This is a genomic window from Bartonella sp. CE47NXGY, assembly GCF_042195415.1.
GTDB lineage: Bacteria > Pseudomonadota > Alphaproteobacteria > Rhizobiales > Rhizobiaceae > Bartonella.
Map to the genome: position 1 here is coordinate 1 of NZ_JBHIOI010000003.1, position 15,010 is coordinate 15,010.

The 15,010-nt window shown below is 41.8% G+C and carries 28 protein-coding genes; all 28 read left to right on the forward strand.

The window, feature by feature from the left end; translation table 11 throughout:
- Nucleotides 1-510 (forward strand): EF-Tu/IF-2/RF-3 family GTPase (locus ACFIL3_RS01970; RefSeq protein WP_375681797.1); only part of this gene is annotated, 510 nt, incomplete at its 5' end.
- A 61-nt stretch (nt 511-571) separates the two neighbouring features.
- Complete coding sequence (gene rpsJ / locus ACFIL3_RS01975) at nt 572-880, forward strand: 30S ribosomal protein S10 (protein WP_005773267.1); 309 nt, start codon at nt 572-574, stop codon at nt 878-880.
- A 27-nt stretch (nt 881-907) separates the two neighbouring features.
- Nucleotides 908-1,645, forward strand: coding sequence for a 50S ribosomal protein L3 (rplC, locus tag ACFIL3_RS01980; protein WP_273791404.1), 738 nt, complete (start codon nt 908-910; stop codon nt 1,643-1,645).
- A 2-nt stretch (nt 1,646-1,647) separates the two neighbouring features.
- Nucleotides 1,648-2,268: a 50S ribosomal protein L4 gene (gene rplD / locus ACFIL3_RS01985; RefSeq protein WP_375613145.1), complete on the forward strand. Its 621-nt coding sequence runs from the start codon at nt 1,648-1,650 to the stop codon at nt 2,266-2,268.
- On the forward strand, nt 2,265-2,558 hold the full coding sequence (locus ACFIL3_RS01990; protein WP_273723987.1) for a 50S ribosomal protein L23: 294 nt from the start codon (nt 2,265-2,267) through the stop codon (nt 2,556-2,558). Before rplD ends, ACFIL3_RS01990 begins: the two co-directional genes overlap by 4 nt.
- A gap of 20 nt (nt 2,559-2,578) precedes the next feature.
- Nucleotides 2,579-3,412, forward strand: a complete 834-nt coding sequence (gene rplB / locus ACFIL3_RS01995) for a 50S ribosomal protein L2 (RefSeq protein WP_375681798.1) — start codon at nt 2,579-2,581, stop codon at nt 3,410-3,412.
- Nucleotides 3,413-3,427: 15 nt separating this feature from the next.
- Nucleotides 3,428-3,706 (forward strand): 30S ribosomal protein S19, encoded by a 279-nt coding sequence (rpsS, locus tag ACFIL3_RS02000; protein WP_004855734.1) that lies wholly within the window; start codon nt 3,428-3,430, stop codon nt 3,704-3,706.
- A 2-nt stretch (nt 3,707-3,708) separates the two neighbouring features.
- Nucleotides 3,709-4,098: a 50S ribosomal protein L22 gene (rplV, locus tag ACFIL3_RS02005; RefSeq protein WP_273791407.1), complete on the forward strand. Its 390-nt coding sequence runs from the start codon at nt 3,709-3,711 to the stop codon at nt 4,096-4,098.
- Entirely contained in the window at nt 4,098-4,808 is a 711-nt protein-coding gene (gene rpsC / locus ACFIL3_RS02010) for a 30S ribosomal protein S3 (RefSeq protein ID WP_273791408.1), read from the forward strand. Before rplV ends, rpsC begins: the two co-directional genes overlap by 1 nt.
- A 36-nt stretch (nt 4,809-4,844) precedes the next feature.
- Nucleotides 4,845-5,258, forward strand: coding sequence for a 50S ribosomal protein L16 (gene rplP / locus ACFIL3_RS02015; protein WP_375611475.1), 414 nt, complete (start codon nt 4,845-4,847; stop codon nt 5,256-5,258).
- A 14-nt stretch (nt 5,259-5,272) separates the two neighbouring features.
- Nucleotides 5,273-5,473 (forward strand): 50S ribosomal protein L29, encoded by a 201-nt coding sequence (gene rpmC / locus ACFIL3_RS02020; protein WP_375606714.1) that lies wholly within the window; start codon nt 5,273-5,275, stop codon nt 5,471-5,473.
- 11 nt (nt 5,474-5,484) lie between these two features.
- Nucleotides 5,485-5,724: a 30S ribosomal protein S17 gene (gene rpsQ / locus ACFIL3_RS02025; protein WP_012231991.1), complete on the forward strand. Its 240-nt coding sequence runs from the start codon at nt 5,485-5,487 to the stop codon at nt 5,722-5,724.
- Between the two features lie 144 nt (nt 5,725-5,868).
- Nucleotides 5,869-6,237, forward strand: coding sequence for a 50S ribosomal protein L14 (gene rplN / locus ACFIL3_RS02030; RefSeq protein WP_004855715.1), 369 nt, complete (start codon nt 5,869-5,871; stop codon nt 6,235-6,237).
- A gap of 12 nt (nt 6,238-6,249) precedes the next feature.
- Entirely contained in the window at nt 6,250-6,564 is a 315-nt protein-coding gene (rplX, locus tag ACFIL3_RS02035) for a 50S ribosomal protein L24 (protein ID WP_015856579.1), read from the forward strand.
- On the forward strand, nt 6,557-7,114 hold the full coding sequence (gene rplE / locus ACFIL3_RS02040; RefSeq protein ID WP_375675683.1) for a 50S ribosomal protein L5: 558 nt from the start codon (nt 6,557-6,559) through the stop codon (nt 7,112-7,114). The genes rplX and rplE overlap by 8 nt, the downstream gene beginning before the upstream one ends.
- Nucleotides 7,115-7,138: 24 nt before the next feature.
- Complete coding sequence (gene rpsN, locus ACFIL3_RS02045) at nt 7,139-7,444, forward strand: 30S ribosomal protein S14 (RefSeq protein ID WP_273791412.1); 306 nt, start codon at nt 7,139-7,141, stop codon at nt 7,442-7,444.
- A 14-nt stretch (nt 7,445-7,458) separates the two neighbouring features.
- Nucleotides 7,459-7,857, forward strand: a complete 399-nt coding sequence (gene rpsH / locus ACFIL3_RS02050; protein WP_375629006.1) for a 30S ribosomal protein S8 — start codon at nt 7,459-7,461, stop codon at nt 7,855-7,857.
- A gap of 39 nt (nt 7,858-7,896) precedes the next feature.
- The gene (gene rplF, locus ACFIL3_RS02055; RefSeq protein ID WP_273791413.1) at nt 7,897-8,430 is read left to right on the forward strand and encodes a 50S ribosomal protein L6; all 534 of its coding nucleotides are present in this window, start codon (nt 7,897-7,899) and stop codon (nt 8,428-8,430) included.
- Nucleotides 8,431-8,442: 12 nt separating this feature from the next.
- Nucleotides 8,443-8,805: a 50S ribosomal protein L18 gene (rplR, locus tag ACFIL3_RS02060; RefSeq protein ID WP_273791414.1), complete on the forward strand. Its 363-nt coding sequence runs from the start codon at nt 8,443-8,445 to the stop codon at nt 8,803-8,805.
- 111 nt (nt 8,806-8,916) lie between these two features.
- The gene (gene rpsE / locus ACFIL3_RS02065) at nt 8,917-9,465 is read left to right on the forward strand and encodes a 30S ribosomal protein S5 (protein ID WP_015856574.1); all 549 of its coding nucleotides are present in this window, start codon (nt 8,917-8,919) and stop codon (nt 9,463-9,465) included.
- A 31-nt stretch (nt 9,466-9,496) separates the two neighbouring features.
- The gene (gene rpmD / locus ACFIL3_RS02070; RefSeq protein ID WP_375681799.1) at nt 9,497-9,703 is read left to right on the forward strand and encodes a 50S ribosomal protein L30; all 207 of its coding nucleotides are present in this window, start codon (nt 9,497-9,499) and stop codon (nt 9,701-9,703) included.
- Nucleotides 9,704-9,723: 20 nt separating this feature from the next.
- Nucleotides 9,724-10,191, forward strand: coding sequence for a 50S ribosomal protein L15 (gene rplO, locus ACFIL3_RS02075; protein WP_375613141.1), 468 nt, complete (start codon nt 9,724-9,726; stop codon nt 10,189-10,191).
- A 161-nt stretch (nt 10,192-10,352) separates the two neighbouring features.
- On the forward strand, nt 10,353-11,699 hold the full coding sequence (gene secY / locus ACFIL3_RS02080; RefSeq protein ID WP_375611483.1) for a preprotein translocase subunit SecY: 1,347 nt from the start codon (nt 10,353-10,355) through the stop codon (nt 11,697-11,699).
- Nucleotides 11,696-12,274, forward strand: coding sequence for an adenylate kinase (locus ACFIL3_RS02085; RefSeq protein ID WP_375681800.1), 579 nt, complete (start codon nt 11,696-11,698; stop codon nt 12,272-12,274). Before secY ends, ACFIL3_RS02085 begins: the two co-directional genes overlap by 4 nt.
- A 180-nt stretch (nt 12,275-12,454) precedes the next feature.
- Complete coding sequence (rpsM, locus tag ACFIL3_RS02090) at nt 12,455-12,823, forward strand: 30S ribosomal protein S13 (protein WP_026500557.1); 369 nt, start codon at nt 12,455-12,457, stop codon at nt 12,821-12,823.
- 114 nt (nt 12,824-12,937) lie between these two features.
- Nucleotides 12,938-13,327 carry a 30S ribosomal protein S11 gene (gene rpsK, locus ACFIL3_RS02095; protein WP_007347762.1) on the forward strand — a complete coding sequence of 130 codons (390 nt, stop codon included), beginning with the start codon at nt 12,938-12,940 and terminating at the stop codon, nt 13,325-13,327.
- Nucleotides 13,328-13,421: 94 nt separating this feature from the next.
- A complete protein-coding gene (locus ACFIL3_RS02100; RefSeq protein WP_375611485.1) occupies nt 13,422-14,435 on the forward strand; it encodes a DNA-directed RNA polymerase subunit alpha in 1,014 nt (337 codons plus the stop codon).
- A 24-nt stretch (nt 14,436-14,459) separates the two neighbouring features.
- The gene (rplQ, locus tag ACFIL3_RS02105) at nt 14,460-14,888 is read left to right on the forward strand and encodes a 50S ribosomal protein L17 (protein WP_273791421.1); all 429 of its coding nucleotides are present in this window, start codon (nt 14,460-14,462) and stop codon (nt 14,886-14,888) included.
- Nucleotides 14,889-15,010: the final 122 nt, after the last annotated feature.

Sequence of the window (15,010 nt, forward strand, 5' to 3'; positions counted from 1 at the left end):
ACCGTTGTTACGGGTCGTGTTGAGCGTGGTGTTATTAAAGTTGGAGAGGAAATCGAGATTATCGGTATTCGTCCAACGTCTAAGACGACGGTTACAGGCGTTGAAATGTTCCGCAAGCTTTTGGATCAAGGTCAAGCGGGTGATAATATAGGGGCTCTGCTACGTGGTGTTGACCGTGAAGGGATTGAGCGTGGTCAAGTATTGGCAAAGCCAGGATCCGTTACACCTCATACACGTTTTAAAGCAGAAGCTTACATTTTGACAAAAGATGAAGGTGGGCGTCATACACCATTTTTCACGAATTATCGTCCTCAGTTTTACTTCCGTACGACGGATGTTACAGGTATTGTTACGCTTCCAGAAGGAACGGAAATGGTTATGCCAGGTGACAATGTTGCGATGGATGTTTCGTTGATCGTTCCGATAGCGATGGAAGAGAAACTTCGTTTTGCTATTCGTGAAGGTGGTCGTACTGTTGGTGCCGGTATCGTCTCTAAGATCATTGAATAAATAATGCTTGTTGAGTGCTTTGATTATTGAAGGCACTTTGTATAACAGGGAAATAAAGAGCATGAACAGTCAGAATATTCGCATTCGCTTGAAAGCGTTTGATCATAGAATTCTTGATACGTCGACGCGTGAGATTGTATCGACTGCTAAACGTACCGGTGCAAATGTCCGTGGTCCCATTCCGCTTCCGACGCGGATTGAGAAGTTTACGGTCAATCGTGGACCGCATATCGATAAGAAAAGTCGTGAGCAGTTTGAGATGCGAACACATAAGCGTCTTCTTGACATTGTTGATCCAACGCCGCAAACAGTGGATGCGCTTATGAAGCTCGATCTTTCTGCTGGTGTGGATGTAGAAATTAAGCTCTGAGGTTTGAGGACAGAAGGAACAGACCCGATGCGTTCAGGTGTAATAGCACAGAAGCTGGGCATGACCCGTATTTATAATGATGCTGGTGAGCATGTGCCGGTGACGGTACTTCGTTTGGAGAATTGTCAAGTCGTTGCTCAGCGTACAGTTGAAAAGAATGGTTATACTGCTGTTCAATTAGGTGTAGGCTTTGCTAAGGTTAAGAATACTTCACAAGCTCTTCGTGGACATTTTGCTAAGGCTTCTGTTGAGCCTAAAGCCAAAATAGCAGAGTTTCGTGTGAGTCCCGACAATCTTCTTGATGTTGGTACTGAGATTACAGTGGAACATTTTGTTCCAGGGCAAAGAGTTGATGTGACTGGTACCAGTATTGGTAAGGGGTTTGCTGGTGTTATGAAACGACATAACTTTGGTGGGCATCGTGCTTCTCATGGTAATTCGATTACACATCGTGCTCATGGTTCTACAGGGCAGTGCCAAGATCCTGGTAAAGTTTTTAAAGGTAAAAAAATGGCTGGCCATATGGGGCAAGTGCGTGTAACAACACAGAATATTGAAGTTATTTCCACTGATAGTGAGCGTGGTTTAATTTTAGTGCGTGGTGCTGTTTCTGGTTCTAAAGGTTCTTGGATTTTGATACGGGATGCTGTGAAGAAGCGTCTTCCTGATAATGCTCCAAAGCCTGCTGGTATTCGCCGTCTTGTGAAGGAGAAAGCGGAAATGGTTACTCCGGTGACGGAAACCTCTGAGGTTGAGGGAGCCTAATAATGGATCTTGTAATTAAAACTCTTGATGGTAATGAAGCTGGCAAATTAAAGGTTTCTGAAGCTATTTTTGATCTTGTTCCGCGTGAGGATATTTTGCAACGTGTTGTTCGTTGGCAGCTTGCACGTCGTCAGCAGGGAAGTCATCAATCCCAAGGTCGTTCTGATGTGTCGCGAACAGGGGCAAAAATGTTTAAACAGAAAGGAACTGGGCGTGCTCGACATTCATCTGCACGTGCACCGCAGTTTAGGGGTGGGGGTAAGGCACATGGACCGGTGGTTCGTAGCCATGCGCATGATCTTCCTAAAAAGATTCGTGCTCTTGGGTTACGTCTTGCTTTATCTGCAAAATTAAAAGCAAAAGATTTAATTATTGTGGATGAGTTGACTGTTAAGGATGCTAAAACGAAAATGCTTGTTTCTCATTTTTCTAAGCTTGGATTTAATAACGCTCTCTTGATTGATGGTAAAGAGATTGATATTAACTTTTTTCGTGCAGCCTCTAATATCCCTAATATTGACATTTTGCCTATTCAGGGAATTAATGTTTATGATATTTTGCGTCGCAGCAAACTTGTTTTATCAAAAGCAGCTGTTGAGGCTCTTGAGGAGCGTTTTAAATGACAGATCTTCGCCATTATGATATAATTATTAGTCCAGTTATTACTGAAAAGGCGACTATGATTTCTGAATATAATCAAGTTGCTTTTAATGTCGCGCCGAAAGCGACGAAGCCTGAGATTAAGGCTGCTATTGAAGCGCTTTTTAGCGTAAAAGTTAAAGCAGTTAACACGATAGTCCGTAAGGGTAAAGTGAAGCGTTTCAAAGGTATAGTTGGTCGGCAGAGTGATGTCAAAAAAGCGATCGTAACTCTGGCCAGTGGTCAGACTATCGACGTTTCGACAGGTCTTTAAGAGGCTCGGAGATAGGAATAATGGCACTTAAGCAGTTTAATCCAACGACACCTGGGCAGCGTCAGCTTGTTATTGTGGAACGTTCTTGTCTTTATAAGGGAAAACCTGTAAAGATGTTAACTGAAGGTTTGTCTTCAAAGGGTGGACGTAATAATCGCGGTCGTGTTACTGCTCGTTTTCAGGGTGGTGGACATAAACGTAGTTATCGGTTTGTCGACTTTAAGCGTCTTAAACGTGATGTTTCAGCAAAGGTTGAGCGTTTAGAATACGATCCTAATCGTACCGCTTTTATTGCTTTAATCCGCTATGAGGATGGGCAATTGAGTTATATTCTTGCACCACAGCGTCTTGGTGTTGGTGATTCTGTTATGGCTGGTTTAAGTGTGGATGTTAAACCAGGTAATGCTATGCCTCTTGCTAATATGCCTGTAGGTACAATTATTCATAATGTTGAGATGAAGCCAGGGAAAGGCGGACAGATTGCACGTTCAGCAGGTGCTTATGCGCAGTTGGTTGGACGAGATCATGGTATGGCTATTCTTCGTTTAAATTCTGGTGAGCAGCGTTTGGTTCCGAGTAGCTGTTTTGCAACTGTTGGCGCTGTTTCAAATCCTGATCATGGGAATATTAATGATGGTAAGGCGGGGCGGTCACGTTGGCGTGGTAAACGTCCACATGTTCGTGGTGTTGCTATGAACCCCGTTGATCATCCACACGGTGGTGGTGAAGGTCGTACATCGGGGGGGCGCCATCCAGTTTCTCCCTGGGGTAAACCTACGAAAGGTAAGCGTACGCGCTCCAATAAAGCCACTGATAAATTTATTATGCGTACGCGTCATCAACGCAAGAAATGAGAAAGGTAGTCTGAGGTGGTTCGTTCAGTGTGGAAAGGTCCGTTTGTTGACGGCTATCTTCTTGGTAAAGCAGAGAAGGTACGTGCAAGTGGGCGCAACGAAGTTATAAAAATATGGAGTCGTCGCTCTACTATTTTACCGCAATTTGTTGGTTTAACTTTTGGTGTTTACAACGGTAATAAGCATATTCCTGTTTCTGTTTCTGAAGAGATGGTTGGGCATAAGTTTGGTGAGTTCGCTCCTACCCGGACTTATTATGGTCATGGTGCCGATAAGAAAGCGAAGAGGAAGTAGGAATGGGAAAAGCTAAAGTTTCGCGCCAGCTTAAAGATAATGAAGCAAGAGCTGTCACGCGGACAATTCGTGTTAGTCCGCAGAAGCTTAATTTAGTTGCTGCAATGATTCGTGGTAAAAGAGTTAATGTAGCGCTCGCTGATTTGATGTTTTCACGCAAGCGAATTGCTGCTACTGTGAAAAAAACGCTTGAATCAGCAATTGCAAATGCAGAAAATAACCACGATCTTGATATTGATTCGCTTGTTGTGGCGGAAGCTTATGTTGGTAAGTCGATAGTGATGAAGCGCTTTCATGTTCGTGGTCGAGGGCGTGCTAGTAGAATTGAACGTCCATTTTCGCATCTTACTGTTATTGTTCGTGAAGTTACCGAAAAAGTGGAGGCCGCGTAATGGGGCAGAAGATCAATCCAATAGGACTTCGTCTTGGTGTTAATCGGACTTGGGACTCTCGTTGGTATGCTGATAGTGGTGAATATGGGCGCCTTCTTCATGAAGATTTGAAAATTCGTTCATATGTGCTTGAGGAACTTAAACAGGCGGCTATTTCTAAGGTTGTTATTGAGCGTCCTCATAAAAAGTGTCGTATTACAATTCATTCTGCACGTCCTGGTTTGATTATTGGTAAAAAGGGTGCTGATATCGAAAAGCTTCGTCGTAAGCTCTCAGAAATGACGGATGCTGAAACTTCATTGAATATTGTGGAGATTCGTAAACCGGAGATTGATGCGACAATTATTGCGCAATCAATTGCTCAACAGTTAGAGCGTCGTGTTGCTTTTCGTCGTGCAATGAAGCGTGCTGTTCAGTCTGCTATGCGTCTTGGTGCGGAAGGTATTCGTATCAATTGTTCTGGCCGTCTTGGTGGTGCTGAAATTGCTCGTATGGAATGGTATCGTGAAGGTCGTGTTCCACTTCATACCTTGCGTTCTGATGTTGATTACGGTACAGCAGAAGCTAAGACCGCTTATGGTATTTGTGGTATTAAGGTTTGGGTCTTTAAGGGTGAGATTCTTGAGCATGATCCGATGGCTTCAGAACGTCGTGCTACGGAAGCTGATCAATCTGGTTCTTCATCGAATCGTCGCCGCGAAAATGCTTAGTTTTTGAGATTGAACTAAAATTTGGAGTAGAGAACAATGTTGCAGCCAAAGCGCACAAAGTTCCGTAAACAGTTCAAAGGCCGTATTCACGGTTTTGCGAAGGGTGGTACGGATTTGAATTTCGGTGCCTACGGTTTGAAGGCTGTTGAGCCGGAGCGGGTTACTGCTCGTCAAATTGAAGCGGCGCGTCGTGCGATTACACGTTATATGAAGCGTTCTGGTCGTGTGTGGATTCGCATTTTTCCAGATCTTCCGGTTACATCTAAACCGACTGAAGTTCGTATGGGTAAAGGTAAGGGAAGTGTTGATTATTGGGCTGCACGTGTTGCTCCTGGGCGCGTCATGTTTGAGCTTGATGGAGTTCCGGAGGATGTTGCACGTGAAGCACTAAGATTGGGTGCTGCAAAGTTGCCTATAAAAACGCGTTTCATCCAGCGTATTGCTGAATAATGAGGTTATAAGCGATGAGAGCCACAGAATTACGGGCGCAAACGCTCGACCAAATGAAAGATGAATTGGCTAAGTTAAAGAAAGAGCAATTTAATTTGCGTTTTCAAAAAGCAACAGGTCAATTAGAAAAGACTGCGCGCGTTAGACAAGTTCGTCGTGATATTGCGCGTATTAAAACTTTTCTTCGTCAAAAGATAAGTGAAAGTAAGGTTTAAGGAAATAAGAGATGCCTAAACGCGTTTTGCAGGGTGTTGTTATTAGCGACAAAAGTGATAAGACTGTTGTTGTCAAAGTTGAACGCCGTTATTCTCATCCGCTTCTTAAGAAGACTGTTCGGCAGTCTAAAAATTATAAAGCGCATGACGAAAACAACCAATTCAAGATTGGGGATCAAGTTTCTATTCAGGAATCTAGACCAATTTCGAAAGATAAATGTTGGATTGTTGTAAAAGACAATGTAGCGTAATGAGTTAAGCTTATTGTTTTAGAATTTAACAGTGTGGTTATCATTGATAAATTTGAAGGCGATAACTTTATCGTTATTTGGCAGGCAAATCCGAGTGTGTAAAAGATTCAATCGGATATATGTGTTAAGAGAAGGTGGCCAGTCATGATTCAGATGCAAACAAACCTCGACGTTGCTGATAATTCTGGAGCGCGTCGTGTCATGTGCATCAAAGTGTTAGGCGGTTCAAAGCGGAAATATGCTTCGGTCGGTGACATTATTGTTGTTTCGGTTAAGGATGCAATTCCTCGTGGCCGTGTTAAAAAAGGTGATGTTATGAAAGCTGTTGTGGTTCGTACTGCTAAGGATATTCGTCGCGCAGATGGTAGTGTCATTCGTTTTGATAGTAATGCTGCGGTTTTAGTAGATAATAAAAAAGAGCCGATCGGTACTCGTATCTTTGGACCTGTTCCCCGTGAATTGCGTGGTAGGAATCATATGAAGATCATCTCGCTTGCTCCTGAAGTTCTGTAAGGAGTAAATGTTATGCAGAAGATTCGAAAAGGTGATAAAGTTGTTGTTTTGTCCGGTAAGGATAAAGGATGTAGTGGTGAAGTAATTAAGGTTAGTCCAAAAGAGAATAAGGCTTTTGTTCGTGGGATTAATATGATTAAACGTCATCAACGTCAAACGCAGAAGCAAGAAGCTGGAATTATTTCTAAAGAAGCTCCGATTCATCTGTCTAATTTGGCGATTGCTGATCCTAAAGATGGTAAGCCTACACGTGTAGGCTTTCGTATGAATGCAGATGGTAATAAAGTTCGTTTTGCCAAGCGTTCGGGAGAGTTGATTAATGGCTGAGGAAAGACAAATACCGCGTATGAAAGCGCATTATTTTGAAGTGATTCGTAAAGTGCTTCAAGAGAAGTTTAATTACAGAAATGCGATGCAAATTCCGCGGATTGATAAAGTTGTAATAAATATGGGGATAGGTGAAGCAACTGCTGATTCGAAGAAGCCTTCCTTTGCCGCTGAGGATTTAGGGCTAATAACGGGTCAGAAGGCTGTTGTTACGCGTGCGCGTAATTCTATTGCGACCTTTAAGGTTCGTGAAGGAATGCCTCTTGGGGCTAAAGTTACATTGCGTAAAGATCGTATGTTTGAGTTTTTAGATCGTCTTGTGACGATTGCTCTTCCGCGGGTTCGTGACTTTCGTGGTTTAAATCCAAAGAGTTTTGATGGTCGTGGCAATTTTGCTATGGGTATTAAAGAACACATTGTGTTTCCAGAAATCAACTATGATAAAGTTGATCAAATTTGGGGTATGGATATTATCGTTTGTACGACAGCAAAAACGGATGATGAAGCTCGTGAGTTATTGCGTGCTTTTAATTTTCCTTTTCGTTCGTAACGGCAAACGTAGTGAGGTGAAATTATGGCCAAAGTAAGTGCCGTTGAAAAAAATAAGCGTCGTGAGGTGATGGTAAAGCGCTATGCTGCCCGTCGTGCACGTTTGAAAGCAATAGTTATGGATCAGAAGGTTTCTCTTGAAGAACGTTTTAAAGCTTCTGTTCAGCTGGCAGAGTTGCCGCGTAATTCTTCGAAAGTTCGTATTCGTAATCGCTGTGAGGTTTCAGGTCGTCCGCGGGCTTATTATCGTAAATTAAAAATGTCGCGAATTGCGTTGCGTGAGCTTGGCTCTATTGGCTATATTCCTGGTATTGTAAAGTCTAGTTGGTAAGAGGAGATTATTTAATGTCTATGTCAGATCCTCTTGGTGATATGCTAACACGTATTCGTAATGCACTTGGTCGTAAAAAAGGTAAAGTAGTTACTCCAGCTTCGAAGCTTCGTGCGCACGTTCTTGATGTTCTTCAGTCGGAAGGTTATATTCGCGGATATAATCAAATTGATTTAGGTGATGGGAAAGCTGAGATTGAAATCGAATTGAAGTATTTTGAAGGGCTGGCTGCTATTCGTGAGATTTCACGTGTATCAAAGCCAGGGCGTCGTGTGTATGTTTCTGCTAAGTCACTTCCTCAGGTGGCAAATGGCCTTGGTATTTCGATTTTATCGACTCCTAAAGGTGTCATGGCAGATCATAAGGCGCGTGAACAGAATGTTGGTGGAGAACTCCTTTGTCGTGTTTTCTAAGTTATGTCAAGAAAACGGAAGAAAAAGTAGGTTAGAACAATGTCTCGTATTGGAAAGAAACCCATTTCAATTCCTTCTGGAGTTACTGCTACTGTTGAAGGTCAGCTGGTTAAGGCAAAAGGTCCAAAAGGTGAGCTGAGTTACGTCGTCAATGATGAAGTCTTAGTCAAACTTGAGGAAAATATCATATCAGTTATGCCGCGGGATCAGTCAAAAGATGCGCGTTCTAAATGGGGTATGTCGCGCTCAATGATTGAGAACATTTTTTGTGGTGTGAAAGATGGTTTTGAAAAGAGGTTGGAGATTAATGGGGTTGGTTATCGTGCTGCTTTGCAGGGTAAGGATGTTCAACTATCTCTGGGCTTTTCGCATGATGTGGTTTATAAAGTTCCGTCGGGTGTTACTGTGACTGTTCCTAAGCCAACGGAAATTGTTGTTTCTGGAATTGATAAACAGCAAGTTGGACAAGTTGCAGCGGAGATTCGTGAGTATCGTAGGCCTGAGCCTTATAAAGGTAAAGGTGTTAAGCATGCAGATGAACGTATCTTCCGTAAAGAAGGTAAAAAGAAATAAGGATTTTGTATTATGGTTTCATCTAAGGACATTATCCAACGTCGTGCAAGGCGTGTTCGTCGTAGAATTAAAATGGTTTCTCATGATCGTCCTCGGCTTAGTGTTTATCGTTCAAATCAGAACATTTATGCTCAAGTTATCGATGATTTGCGGGGATGTACACTTGTTTCAGCCTCTACTCTTGAAAGTGATTTGAAAAAATCGTTAAAGAGTGGTGCTGATAAAAAGGCGGCCTTTGCTGTTGGTAAGTTAATTGCTGAGCGTGCGAAGAAAGCGGGTGTTAATGAGGTGGTTTTTGATCGTGGAGCGTATGTGTACCATGGTCGCGTCAAAGCTTTAGCTGAAGCTGCTCGTGAAGGTGGTTTGAATTTCTAAAATTTCTTATTTATGAATGAGTAAGGAGAGTTTAGAGTATTTCGTTTAAGTTCTTCCAGTTTGATGAGGGACTTTGTTATCGTGCTTCCGGAAAAGAAAAAGGAATGAGGAATGGCACAAAAAGAACGTGGTGAGAGAGAAGAACGCGATAATGAATTTGTCGATAGGCTCGTTCATATCAATCGTGTTGCTAAAGTTGTAAAGGGTGGTCGGCGTTTTGGTTTTGCTGCTCTTGTTGTCGTTGGAGATCAAAAAGGGCGTGTGGGTTTTGGACATGGTAAAGCCCGTGAAGTTCCAGAAGCCGTTCGTAAAGCAACGGAATCTGCGAAACGTGGGATGATTTATGTTCCGCTTCGGTCTGGGCGTACATTGCATCATGATCTTGAAGGTCGTCACGGAGCTGGGCGTGTTTTGCTACGTTCGGCTTCTGCTGGTACTGGTATTATTGCTGGGGGACCGATGCGTGCTATTTTTGAAGCTCTTGGTATGCAGGATGTCGTTGCAAAATCACTAGGGTCGTCGAATCCTTATAACATGGTTCGTGCAACATTTGATGCATTGAAACATCAAATGCATCCTAGAGATATTGCTGCTCAACGTGGTATAAAGTATTCGACTTTGCAGGCGCGTCGTCGCCATTTAGTCGACCTAGAAGGGTAGTTTCTGAGATTATCAGAAAAGGAATTAGGAAATGGTTCAGAAAAAATCTCAGAGTGGTAAAACTGTGACGGTGGAACAAATTGGAAGCCCTATTCGAAACTCACAGATTCAGCGTGCAACCTTAAAGGGGCTTGGACTAAATAAAATGCGTCGTCGGCGCGTTTTAGATGATACACTTTGTGTGCGGGGTATGATTGCTCGGGTTCAGCATCTTGTTCGCGTTATAGATGAAGGTTAAGGGTTGCGGGAGTATTAGATATGAAACTCAATGAACTGCGTGATTGCGAAGGCGCAACAAAAAATCGTAAGCGTGTTGGGCGTGGTATTGGTTCCGGTACGGGTAAGACTGGTGGTCGTGGTGTAAAAGGGCAAAAGTCACGTTCTGGTGTTTCCCTTAATGGTTTTGAAGGTGGGCAAATGCCCATCTATCGTCGTTTGCCAAAACGTGGATTTAGGAATTTCTTTGCTAAAACCTACAATGAAGTTTCACTAGGACGTATTCAGTTGGCAGTTGATGCAGGTAAGTTGAATATTGAAAAGCCTGTTGATATGGTTTCTTTGAAAGAGGCTGGTATTATTCGTCGTGAAAAAGATGGGGTTCGTCTTCTTTCTGATGGTGATTTGAAGGCTAAGATTACCTTTCATGTTTCTGGTGCTTCACAAGCTGCTCGTGTTAAGATTGAAAAAGTGGGTGGTCAGGTTATTCTTCCTGATATTGCTCGATAATTTTTTAATATGAATAGAGACCTAAAGAAGAAGAGTATCTGTTTTGTGGGATCTTTTGTGGAGAATTGTTTAAGTTCTGCATTTGTTTGTGTATGCATATATGAATTTTAGGATTATACTTCTGTGATTTGAAGAACTGGAGTGTAAAGTGGAGACGTTTTATGGCATCAGCAGCAGAGCAATTTGCTTCCAATATAAATTTCGGCACCTTTTCGCGTGCAACTGAATTAAAGAAACGCATCTGGTTTACTCTGTTGGCGCTTCTTGTATATCGTTTTGGCACTTACATCTCTCTTCCAGGTATCAATATCGATGCTTTGCGGCAAACATTTGAACATCACGCGTCGGGTGTATTAGGACTCTTTAATATGTTTGCTGGAGGTGCCGTTGGGCGTATGGCTATTTTTGCGCTGGGTATCATGCCTTATATATCGGCATCTATTATTGTGCAATTGTTAACATCTATTATTCCTTCTTTGGAAACTCTTAAAAAAGAAGGGGATTTAGGTCGTAAGATTATCAATCAATATACGCGTTATGTAACAGTCGTATTGGCAATTCTACAAGCTTTTGGTATTGCGGTTGCGCTTGAAAGCGGTATAGGGTCGGGGCTTCAAATTGTTTTAGAACCAGGTCTTATGTTTCGTATTTCTTCTGTTATTACGCTTGTTGGCGGAACGATGTTTCTTATGTGGCTTGGCGAGCAAATTACGTCACGTGGTATTGGTAATGGGGTTTCTCTTATCATTTTTACAGGGATTGTAGCCAACTTTCCTTCTACTTTTGCTCAGCTTTTGACAGCTCATAGTCAGGCTGATTTATCAACTTTTCTTTTAATAGGAATCGTTCTTATTGCTGTTTTGGTTATTGGGCTTATTGTTTTTATAGAGCGTGCGCAACGGCGAATTCTTATCCAATATCCGAAGCGTCAGGTCGGTAATCAAATGTTTCAAGGAGATATGTCGCATCTTCCTTTAAAGTTGAATACTGCTGGCGTTATTCCACCTATTTTTGCTTCATCTTTATTATTATTACCTGCCACTATTAATAATTTTTCTGATAAAATGCCACAATGGGTTCAGGAGATTTCTTATGCTCTTGGTCATGGACAGCCACTTTATATGATTGTTTATGCATTTTTAATGGCGTTTTTTTGTTTTTTTTATACAGCTATTGTGTTTAATCCAAGTGATACTGCAGATCAGTTGAAAAAACATTCTGGTTTTATTCCAGGGATTCGTCCAGGTGAGCGTACAGCCGAATATATTGATTACGTTTTGACGCGTATTACTGTTGTGGGCGCTATTTATATTATCTTGGTTTGTTTGTTACCTGAATTTATGATATCTGCATTACAGGTTCCTTTTTATCTTGGGGGAACATCCTTGTTGATTGTTGTTACTGTTACACTTGATACGGTTGCTCAAATTCAGGGGCATCTTGTTGCCCACCAATATGAAGGGTTGATAAAAAAATCAAAACTTCGTGGAGGTAGAAGGAATCGATGAGAGTTATTCTTTTAGGTCCTCCTGGAGCGGGAAAAGGTACGCAAGCAAAAATGTTGACTGAGGAATATAACATTCCTCATTTATCAACAGGGGATATGTTGCGTGAGGTGATTGCCAAAGAAACGGAGATTGGTAAAAAAGCTAAAGCTATTATAAGTTCTGGTGCTTTGGTACCTGATAGTATTGTTAATCAAATCGTATCAGATCGGATTGATGAAGCTGATTGTGTAAACGGTTTTGTTTTGGATGGATATCCGCGAACTGTGGGGCAAGCAGAAGCGTTGCAACAGATACTGGATTCAAAAAATATGCGGCTTAATGCTGTTATTGAATTGTGTGTTGATGAAGACGTGTTGATTGAACGTATGAAGAAGCGCGTTGAGGAAACAATAGCGGCTGGTGGACAGGTTCGTTTAGATGACAATCCTGTTGCTTTTGCAAAAAGATTAGTAGAATATCGTGAAAAAACAGCTCCCTTATCAAAATTTTATTCAGAGAGGGGAATGTTGAAGGTTATTGATGGAATGATTGGTGTTGCTGAAGTGACACGTATGATTAGAGGGTTTCTTTCATGAGATTTTTTTTAGAAATGAATGAAAAGAGTTGACTTTTGAGATGAAATCTATCAAAAGTGAATCTAATTTATTTTAGTGAAATAATAGGATTCGGAAGAATTTTTTTCTGAGTCTATTTTTTTCTGTAAGGTATATCAGGTATTTTATAACAATTTGTCAAAATAACTAAGGAGAGTAGGCGTGGCTCGTATTGCTGGCGTCAATATCCCGACAAATAAGCGTGTAATTATTGCGCTTCAATATATCCACGGGATTGGACCAAAATTTGCTCAAGAAATTATTGAAAGAGTTGGCATTCCTTTGGGGCGTCGTGTGCATGAGCTTTCAGATGCTGAGGTGCTGCAGATTCGTGAGGCAATAGATCAGGGGTATCAAGTTGAAGGTGATCTTCGTCGTGAGGTTGCTATGAATGTTAAGCGTTTGATGGATCTTGGTTGTTATCGAGGATTGCGTCATCGCCGGTCTTTGCCTGTCCGAGGACAGCGTACACATACGAATGCCCGTACACGTAAAGGTCCGGCTAAGGCAATCGCCGGTAAGAAGAAATAAGGGCCTTTGTGGAAGGTTTTTTATATATTCTTTTTCTTGTTTGATTTTTTTGACAAGGAAAAAAGGTGGAGCTGCTGATGTTACGGCAGTGATGAGATCGTTGAAAGGGAAATTATGGCCAAGGAAGCCACACGTGTTCGTCGTCGCGAACGTAAAAATATTTCATCGGGTGTTGTGCATATTAATTCAACATTTAATAACACAATGATTACTATTACTGATGCTCAGGGTAATGCAATTGCTTGGTCATCTGCGGGAGCTCAGGGGTTTAAAGGTGCGCGTAAATCGACACCTTTTGCTGCTCAAGTTGCTGCGGAGGATTGTGCAAGAAAAGCGCAAGAGCATGGTATGCGTTCTTTGGAAGTTGAAGTTTGTGGACCTGGATCAGGGCGTGAATCTGCTCTACGAGCATTGCAATCTGTTGGTTTTGTCATTACTTCTATTCGTGATGTAACACCAATTCCTCATAATGGATGTCGTCCGCGGAAAAGGCGGCGTGTTTAATTGGGTGTTGTTTTTTGTTGTCGGAGATTTCTCTGATGTTCACATTGGTCGTTACGATTGAATGGTAACGGAACTAAAGAACGGGAATAAAAATATGATCCAGAAAAACTGGCAGGAACTTATTAAACCCAATAAGGTTGAATCATGTGCACATGATAATCCAAATATTATAAGTGTGATTGCTGAACCTCTTGAGCGTGGTTTTGGTTTAACGTTAGGAAATGCGCTTCGTCGCGTTTTGTTATCTTCGCTTCGTGGTGCTGCTATTACTGCTGTGCAGATTGACGGTGTCTTGCACGAATTTTCATCGATTCCAGGTGTGCGTGAGGATGTTACGGATATTATTCTGAATATAAAAGAAATTGCGCTTCGTATGGAAGAAGAAGGGCCTAAACGTGTCGTCGTTTATAAAGAGGGGCCTGGTGTCGTGAAAGCGGGAGATATCAGTACAGTTGGGGATATGGAAATTCTAAATCCAGATCATGTTATTTGTACTCTTGATGAAGAAGCTGAAATTCGTATGGAATTTATTGTCAACACAGGAAAGGGGTATGTTCCATCTGATCGTAATTGTGTTGATGATGCACGTATAGGGCTTATTCCAATTGATAGTCTTTATTCACCTATCCGTAAGGTATCTTATAAAGTAGAAAATACACGCGAAGGTCAAGTTCTCGATTATGATAAATTAACGCTCACGATTGAAACAAACGGTGCTGTTAATGGTGAGGATGCTGTTGCTTTTGCAGCACGCATTCTTCAGGATCAATTATCGTTATTTATTAACTTTGAAGAGCCACAGAAGGAGCCTGTTGAAGAGGCTGATTCTGAGCTTTCTTTTAATCCTGCACTTCTCAAAAAAGTGGATGAATTAGAACTTTCAGTTCGTTCGGCAAACTGTCTTAAGAATGATAATATTGTTTATATTGGTGATCTGATTCAAAAAACAGAATCTGAAATGCTTCGGACACCGAATTTTGGTCGCAAATCGTTGAATGAGATTAAAGAAGTTTTGGCGTGTATGGGTTTACATCTTGGGATGGAGATTCCTGCGTGGCCGCCTGAAAACATTGATGATCTTGCAAAACGTTATGAAGATCAATATTAAAATTAGAATTTAAGGAGAGGGCTTATGCGCCATAGTAAGTCAGGACGCAAGTTGAACCGTACTGCCAGTCACCGTAAAGCGATGTTTGCAAATATGGCAACTTCGTTGATCGAGCATGAGCAGATTGTGACAACACTTCCAAAGGCTAAGGAAATTCGTCCTATTGTTGAAAAACTCGTTACTCTTGGTAAGCGTGGTGGTTTGCATGCGCGTCGGCAAGCTATTGCAGCACTTCGTGATGCAGGAAAGGTTGCAAAATTATTTGATACGCTTGCGCCACGTTATGCATCACGCAACGGTGGGTATTTGCGTATTATGAAAGCGGGGTTTCGTACCGGTGATAATGCGCCCATGGCTGTTATAGAATTTGTTGATCGTGATGTTGAAGCGAAGGGTGCTGGGGATCGTGCTCGCATGGAAGCTTCTGAGAATGAAAAGGGAACATCTTCGTAGAGTTTTTTATTCTGTTGGATTTTTAAAGGCCGCCTTGTCTTGGGCGGTTTTTTTGTGAGCATTTTTAAGTTTGTTTTAGTTGAGAAATAGGTGCAGAGAGAAAATTATAGAATATTGAATTA

What these genes read in the sequence shown, in the direction of transcription:
- rplX (WP_015856579.1), top strand. Translation starts at nt 6,250, where the DNA reads ATGCAGAAGATTCGAAAAGGTGATAAAGTTGTTGTTTTGTCCGGTAAG.
- rplP (WP_375611475.1), top strand. Translation starts at nt 4,845, where the DNA reads ATGTTGCAGCCAAAGCGCACAAAGTTCCGTAAACAGTTCAAAGGCCGT.
- rplO (WP_375613141.1), top strand. Translation starts at nt 9,724, where the DNA reads ATGAAACTCAATGAACTGCGTGATTGCGAAGGCGCAACAAAAAATCGT.
- rplN (WP_004855715.1), top strand. Translation starts at nt 5,869, where the DNA reads ATGATTCAGATGCAAACAAACCTCGACGTTGCTGATAATTCTGGAGCG.
- rplF (WP_273791413.1), top strand. Translation starts at nt 7,897, where the DNA reads ATGTCTCGTATTGGAAAGAAACCCATTTCAATTCCTTCTGGAGTTACT.
- rplB (WP_375681798.1), top strand. Translation starts at nt 2,579, where the DNA reads ATGGCACTTAAGCAGTTTAATCCAACGACACCTGGGCAGCGTCAGCTT.
- rpmD (WP_375681799.1), top strand. Translation starts at nt 9,497, where the DNA reads ATGGTTCAGAAAAAATCTCAGAGTGGTAAAACTGTGACGGTGGAACAA.
- rpsJ (WP_005773267.1), top strand. Translation starts at nt 572, where the DNA reads ATGAACAGTCAGAATATTCGCATTCGCTTGAAAGCGTTTGATCATAGA.
- rpsH (WP_375629006.1), top strand. Translation starts at nt 7,459, where the DNA reads ATGTCTATGTCAGATCCTCTTGGTGATATGCTAACACGTATTCGTAAT.
- ACFIL3_RS02085 (WP_375681800.1), top strand. Translation starts at nt 11,696, where the DNA reads ATGAGAGTTATTCTTTTAGGTCCTCCTGGAGCGGGAAAAGGTACGCAA.
- rpsN (WP_273791412.1), top strand. Translation starts at nt 7,139, where the DNA reads ATGGCCAAAGTAAGTGCCGTTGAAAAAAATAAGCGTCGTGAGGTGATG.
- rplC (WP_273791404.1), top strand. Translation starts at nt 908, where the DNA reads ATGCGTTCAGGTGTAATAGCACAGAAGCTGGGCATGACCCGTATTTAT.
- secY (WP_375611483.1), top strand. Translation starts at nt 10,353, where the DNA reads ATGGCATCAGCAGCAGAGCAATTTGCTTCCAATATAAATTTCGGCACC.
- rplR (WP_273791414.1), top strand. Translation starts at nt 8,443, where the DNA reads ATGGTTTCATCTAAGGACATTATCCAACGTCGTGCAAGGCGTGTTCGT.
- rplQ (WP_273791421.1), top strand. Translation starts at nt 14,460, where the DNA reads ATGCGCCATAGTAAGTCAGGACGCAAGTTGAACCGTACTGCCAGTCAC.
- ACFIL3_RS02100 (WP_375611485.1), top strand. Translation starts at nt 13,422, where the DNA reads ATGATCCAGAAAAACTGGCAGGAACTTATTAAACCCAATAAGGTTGAA.
- rplV (WP_273791407.1), top strand. Translation starts at nt 3,709, where the DNA reads ATGGGAAAAGCTAAAGTTTCGCGCCAGCTTAAAGATAATGAAGCAAGA.
- rpsE (WP_015856574.1), top strand. Translation starts at nt 8,917, where the DNA reads ATGGCACAAAAAGAACGTGGTGAGAGAGAAGAACGCGATAATGAATTT.
- rpsQ (WP_012231991.1), top strand. Translation starts at nt 5,485, where the DNA reads ATGCCTAAACGCGTTTTGCAGGGTGTTGTTATTAGCGACAAAAGTGAT.
- ACFIL3_RS01990 (WP_273723987.1), top strand. Translation starts at nt 2,265, where the DNA reads ATGACAGATCTTCGCCATTATGATATAATTATTAGTCCAGTTATTACT.
- rpmC (WP_375606714.1), top strand. Translation starts at nt 5,273, where the DNA reads ATGAGAGCCACAGAATTACGGGCGCAAACGCTCGACCAAATGAAAGAT.
- rpsC (WP_273791408.1), top strand. Translation starts at nt 4,098, where the DNA reads ATGGGGCAGAAGATCAATCCAATAGGACTTCGTCTTGGTGTTAATCGG.
- rplE (WP_375675683.1), top strand. Translation starts at nt 6,557, where the DNA reads ATGGCTGAGGAAAGACAAATACCGCGTATGAAAGCGCATTATTTTGAA.
- rplD (WP_375613145.1), top strand. Translation starts at nt 1,648, where the DNA reads ATGGATCTTGTAATTAAAACTCTTGATGGTAATGAAGCTGGCAAATTA.
- rpsK (WP_007347762.1), top strand. Translation starts at nt 12,938, where the DNA reads ATGGCCAAGGAAGCCACACGTGTTCGTCGTCGCGAACGTAAAAATATT.